This is a genomic window from Candidatus Cryosericum odellii (assembly GCF_003570935.1).
Classification (GTDB): domain Bacteria; phylum Caldisericota; class Caldisericia; order Cryosericales; family Cryosericaceae; genus Cryosericum; species Cryosericum odellii.
The window spans coordinates 1-5,020 of sequence record NZ_QXIU01000085.1 but is presented as its reverse complement, the minus strand read 5'-3'; the positions used below and the strand labels follow the sequence as shown (position 1 = coordinate 5,020).

The 5,020-nt window shown below is 57.7% G+C and carries 6 protein-coding genes and 1 pseudogene; 2 read left to right on the top strand and 5 right to left on the bottom strand.

The features are described from left to right. Positions 1-172: 172 nt before the first annotated feature. The 5 genes from SMC5_RS03375 to SMC5_RS03355 form a co-directional block, all read right to left on the bottom strand. Positions 173-628, bottom strand: a complete 456-nt coding sequence (locus tag SMC5_RS03375; protein WP_165848952.1) for an NAD(P)/FAD-dependent oxidoreductase — start codon at positions 626-628, stop codon at positions 173-175. Beyond that, positions 618-1,166, bottom strand: coding sequence for an NAD(P)/FAD-dependent oxidoreductase (locus SMC5_RS03370; RefSeq protein WP_119119590.1), 549 nt, complete (start codon positions 1,164-1,166; stop codon positions 618-620). The genes SMC5_RS03375 and SMC5_RS03370 overlap by 11 nt, the downstream gene beginning before the upstream one ends. Next, positions 1,156-1,449 (bottom strand): (2Fe-2S)-binding protein, encoded by a 294-nt coding sequence (locus SMC5_RS03365; protein ID WP_119119588.1) that lies wholly within the window; start codon positions 1,447-1,449, stop codon positions 1,156-1,158. The genes SMC5_RS03370 and SMC5_RS03365 overlap by 11 nt, the downstream gene beginning before the upstream one ends. A gap of 4 nt (positions 1,450-1,453) precedes the next feature. Next, the gene (locus SMC5_RS03360) at positions 1,454-1,942 is read right to left on the bottom strand and encodes a 4Fe-4S binding protein (protein ID WP_119119587.1); all 489 of its coding nucleotides are present in this window, start codon (positions 1,940-1,942) and stop codon (positions 1,454-1,456) included. Beyond that, positions 1,939-3,366, bottom strand: coding sequence for an FAD-dependent oxidoreductase (locus SMC5_RS03355; RefSeq protein ID WP_207799019.1), 1,428 nt, complete (start codon positions 3,364-3,366; stop codon positions 1,939-1,941). Before SMC5_RS03355 ends, SMC5_RS03360 begins: the two co-directional genes overlap by 4 nt. Before the next feature lie 345 nt (positions 3,367-3,711). Between SMC5_RS03355 and SMC5_RS03350 the strand changes: the two genes are divergently transcribed. Both SMC5_RS03350 and SMC5_RS11615 read left to right on the top strand, forming a co-directional pair. Further along, on the top strand, positions 3,712-4,875 hold the full coding sequence (locus tag SMC5_RS03350) for a branched-chain amino acid ABC transporter substrate-binding protein (RefSeq protein WP_119119585.1): 1,164 nt from the start codon (positions 3,712-3,714) through the stop codon (positions 4,873-4,875). A 29-nt stretch (positions 4,876-4,904) separates the two neighbouring features. Then, positions 4,905-5,020 (top strand): annotated as a pseudogene (locus SMC5_RS11615) (branched-chain amino acid ABC transporter permease); the annotation flags it as partial.

Sequence of the window (5,020 nt, the reverse complement as noted above, 5' to 3'; positions counted from 1 at the left end):
TCCCCATATCCTGCCTCCGCGCCAAGGCCCAGTCTGAAACATGCTCGGCACACGCTCAGTGTATGCCTGCCGGGTAAACGCGCAAGAACGGCGAGCTCCCATAGTGCCCCGGAATGGCAGAGGGAGAAGACAGAAGCCCTCTTCCTCGATTCATGTAGTGTTGCGACGTATCCTAGCCGATGACGGCCTTCTCGACAAGGAGCTCGCCACGGGCGAAGCGGCGGAAGTTGTAGTGTTCGATGTCGATGCTGGGCTTGCCGTCGGCGACATACTCAGCCAGCAGCCTGCCGACGATAGGACCCATCATGAAGCCATGGCCCGAGTAACCGTTGGCTTGGAAGAAGCCCGGGACCTCGTCGATAGGGCCAAGCACGGGGTGGGCGTCGGGTGAGACGACGTAGTAGCCTGCCCACTGACGCATCAGCTTGACACCGGCGAGGCGCGGCACGATCTCGGTCGCCTCACTGGCGAATTTGGTGAGGAATTCGAACGTTGACTCGACGTCCGTAGCGTTCTTGTCGCCGGTGTCAGTGCCACCCACGACGTTGCCGCGGTATGTCTGCAAATAGTAGAGTGAGCCCTTGACCAGCATGGGGCCCAGGAATTGCTCGAGAGGCTCAGTCGCCATGATCTGGTGTTTGTCCAGTCGNNNNTTGCCCTGGGTCGTATGTACGGTGAACGTGTGAGCGGGGGTCGTCTCCAGCTGAAATACGTGTGTCGTAGTCAGGATGTCCACCCCCAGGCGCCGCGCCGCTTGCGCGTAACCGGTGACAGTGTCGAAGGGGAAGGCCATGCCNNTCCTGGCGGTCGACGATACGACTCATGACGCCGTGCTTGTTCTGGAATGCGACGTTCTGCTTCGCCTTCTCCACGAGTTCCGGCGTGTCCCACAGGAAAAGATAGCCGCACGCCTTGAAGTGGATGTCGTACCCCAGCTCGTCGGACATATGCGCCCACATCTCCTCAGCTTCCCGAAGCAGGGTAATCTGATCAGGTCCGGTGAACTGGGCGCGGATACCTGAACCACAGCGGCCGGTAGAACCACTGCCCAGGTAGCACTCGTCCAGGACCGCGACATCCTTGTAACCCCTCTTGGCAAGTTCGTAGGCAATAGCGAGCCCCGAGATGCCTCCACCGATAATGACGCAATCGTACTTACTTCTCATCGTCCACCTCCTTGCCCTTCACGAAGAAACCGATGGGCACGGGATCGATCGGAGGACGCGTCGTGGGGGTCATGATCTGGTCGAGCGTCCGGCCCGTTTCGCGCGCGAGGATCTGTGCTGCAAGCAGGATACACGTCTTGCCCTGGCATGGTCCGAGGCCGAATTTGGAGTAGCGCTTGAGCGACTGCAGGTCGGCATAGCCTTCGTGGATGGCGTCTTTGATCTCCTGCACGGAGATGTCCTCACACCGGCAGGCAATCGTCTTCTCGTCTTCTCTGGTCATGTCGTCACCCCACCTTGATGTTGCGCACCTGCTCACAGAGAGCAGGATCGTCGAATTCGACAGAAATGAGCGATGACCTGCTGACGTTGTCGGCAGGCAGGACAGACTTCACCGTCGCGCTTCCCAGCGAAGCTCCGTCGCGACCAAGCAGTGTAACCGTGCCACCTTTAACGGGCAGCGGCAAATATTCGTACGGAACCGTGGCCGACGGCTTCGCCTTCGACTTGTCATGGATGAAGATAGCAAGACCGGGGCAAACCTTGAGGCAGCTCATGCATCCCGTGCACTTGGCAAAGTCGACGTGCGGGATGCCATTGATGCCATCCATAATGATGGCATCGAACTTGCAGGCGCTGACACACGGGTTGCAGGGGATCTCCTGGATGCACTCGATGACAGCGACTGGTCCCTTCTTCTCACGCTCTTCGGGAGGGAGAAAGCCGTTCTCGCGCAGATATGTGATATCGATGATTCCAGTTTCAAAGTGGCTCATTCAAGCACCTCGACACATTTGAGTCCGATACAGATCTTGGCACCGAACGGTCCAGCCCGGAGGTCGTCCAGGTTGTGCCTGGTCTCCTTCTGCTCTTCGACCGGCACATCCACATGTCCAAGGTCGTACGCGGCCTGGAGTCCTGCGATCTTGCCTTCCATCATGGCAGTGGAGGCCTCTTCGATGCCGGAGGCGTCACCTGCGGCAAAGATGTCGGGATTGCTGGTACGCATCGCCCAGTTGCGCTTGGCGACCCAGCCGCCCAGCTCACCCGTATAGGCGAGATCCAGTTTTGCCTGTTCGAGAAGCTCGGTGGAAGGCTTGAGTCCCGCAGACAGACAGATCGTGTCGCACTCGATGCGCTGCTCGGTGCCAGGAATCGGCTGCCACTTCTCGTCAACCTCGGCGATGATCGCCGCTTCGACGTGGTCGGTGCCGACCGCTTCCAGCACGGTATGACGCGTCATGATGCGGACGCCGTTCCGGGCAATCTTGCTGGCATGGACGAGATACCCGCCAACGCGTGGCGCGCCCTCAATGACCGCGACGACCTCGATGCCGGCCTGCATCAGCTGGTAGCTGACGATGAGGCCGACATTGCCCGCACCGACCATCAGGACCTTGTTGCCGGGCTTGATGCCATAGACATTCATCAGCGTCTGCGCGGCTCCCGCCCCGAAGACGCCAGGCATGTCGTTGTTTTTGAACATGAGCATCTTCTCGGCTGCGCCCGTAGCGACGATGACCTTGCGAGGGTGGAAGAGAACCGCATGGTCCTGGTCGGCGGCACAGACAGCGCCCTGAAACCATCCAAACGCAGTGAAGCCGCTGTACACCGTGATATTGGGCATGGCTGTCACCTGCTCGATCAGCTTCTTCGCGATGGTGACACCACGCGTACCGGCATTCTCCTTCGCCGAACCGAAGAACTTATGCGTCTGCTTGACCAGCTGACCACCCAACTGGGGGTTCTGGTCCAGTAACGTGACCTGCGCACCAGCTTTGGCCGCCCAGAGAGACGCTTCCAGTCCGGCAGGCCCACCGCCGACGACGAGGACTTCTGCATCCTTCTCCTTCACGCCCTTCATGGCAGCCTGCACGTCGGGGAACTTGCCGTCGCCGTGCTGCGTCTCGACCTCCATCCCATCCCGGACCTGCAGGACGCAGGTACGCGTATTGGGGATACCGTCAACACGCATCATGCAGGATGAGCACTTTCCGATGGCGCAGAACATGCCTCTGGGACGGTAGAATCGGGAGGAAGTACTGTACTGTTTCACGCCGGATGCATACAGAGCCATCGCTACTGTTTCCTGGGGATAAGCGGCGATCTCCTTGCCGTCGTACGTAACGTGCACCGGATTTCCCCGGTTCCACGCAAGGATCGGATGCGTGGCAATACGATTGTCTTCCACTTTTTTCACCTCTCCGATGCGAATTGACTTTTTACACTTGCAGTATAGAACCACACACGCTTTTTTCTACAAGCCAGTGAAAAAACGACAGGCTGCACGACCCATGGAAACCCGCAGCATGGTCACAATAAGGAAGTACAGTTAGTCGACTCTTCATAGTCTCCCTCTTGACGGGCGACTTGATATTGTATTTTCCCAGACATCTATCAACATGATAAAGAACTATGGTTCCAGGAGGCACAACAGAAAAACAGACTCCGACAAAAGGGTACGGTACCACAGGCTCTACCGAAAAAGCTCGTGCACGACGATATCGATCTCACCACATTCGCGCGAGAAACAGGAGGTAAGAGAATGAGAAAGACCGTATCAGTCCTACTGGTTTGTATGCTTGCCGCAGTACTCTTCCTTTCCGGTTGTGCCAAGAAAACCGGTACCACCGGGCCCATCCAGATAGCACTGCAAGCTCCCATCACTGGTGATTATGCCTACGAAGGTCAAATGGCAAAACAGTCGGTCGAAGTTGCCACTGAACTTATCAACAAAGCCGGTGGTGTCCTGGGACGTCAGATCGCCGTCACGGTCGTTGATGACGGTTCCAACCCCAAAGACAGCGCAATCGCAGCCCAGAAGGCCGTCTCGATGAAGGTTGTCGCCGTCATCGGCAGCTACGGGTCTTCCGTCACCCAGCCGGCCGCAGACATCTATGAGAAGAACAAGATGGTCTCGGTAGGTTATGGCTGCACCGCGGTCGGTCTGACCATGGACAAGCAGCGCACGTACTTCTTCAGGACCTGCGGCCGCGACGATGCCCAGGGTTTGTTCTTCGCCAAGTACGCCGTCGAAACGATGAGTGCCAAGCGCATTGCCATCATGCACGACAACAGCACCTTCGCCAAGGGTGTCGCCGAGGAAGCCAAGAAGGCACTCCAGCCGTACCTTGATGCAAAGAAGACCGAAATCGTCTACTATGACGCCATCACTCCTGGTGAGAAGGACTTTTCGGCTGCCGTCACCAAGCTGCGCGATACCAAGCCTGATGTATGGTACTTCACTGGCTACTACCCCGAAGCCGGCCTGCTGATCCGCCAGGCACGCGATGCCGGGCTGACCTGCCCGTTTATTGGTGGAAATGCCGCCATCAATGATGACTTCGTCAAAATCGCCGGTCTTGATGTGGCCAAGGGCGCTCTCATGACACAGGAGCCTCTGGTCACCGATGTCACAACCACCATTGCTGGGCAGTTCCGTGACCTGTATCAGCAGAAGTTCAACGCACTCCCATCCAGCCCGTGGCCAGTCTACGCTGCTGACGCCTTGTACGCCATTGTGGGCGCCATCGGCAAGACCAATTCCACTGATGCAGATGCTATCGCCACCGCCATGCACACGAACATGACCGGAGTGGAAGGCGTCACCGGCCCTACCCTCTTCACCGCACAGGGCGACCGCAAGGACGTTCCCTACAAGATGTACGAAGTTGCAGCCGACGGAAAACTTGTCGTCCATCAACCGTAGTCTCAAATCCTGATTGAAGCGAGGTCACCATGGCCACGTTCTTTGAACAGTTGATAAATGGCCTGACCATCGGTTCGTTCTATGCACTGGTGGCACTGGGCTATTCGATGGTGTACGGTGTTATGAAATTGATCAACTTTGCCCA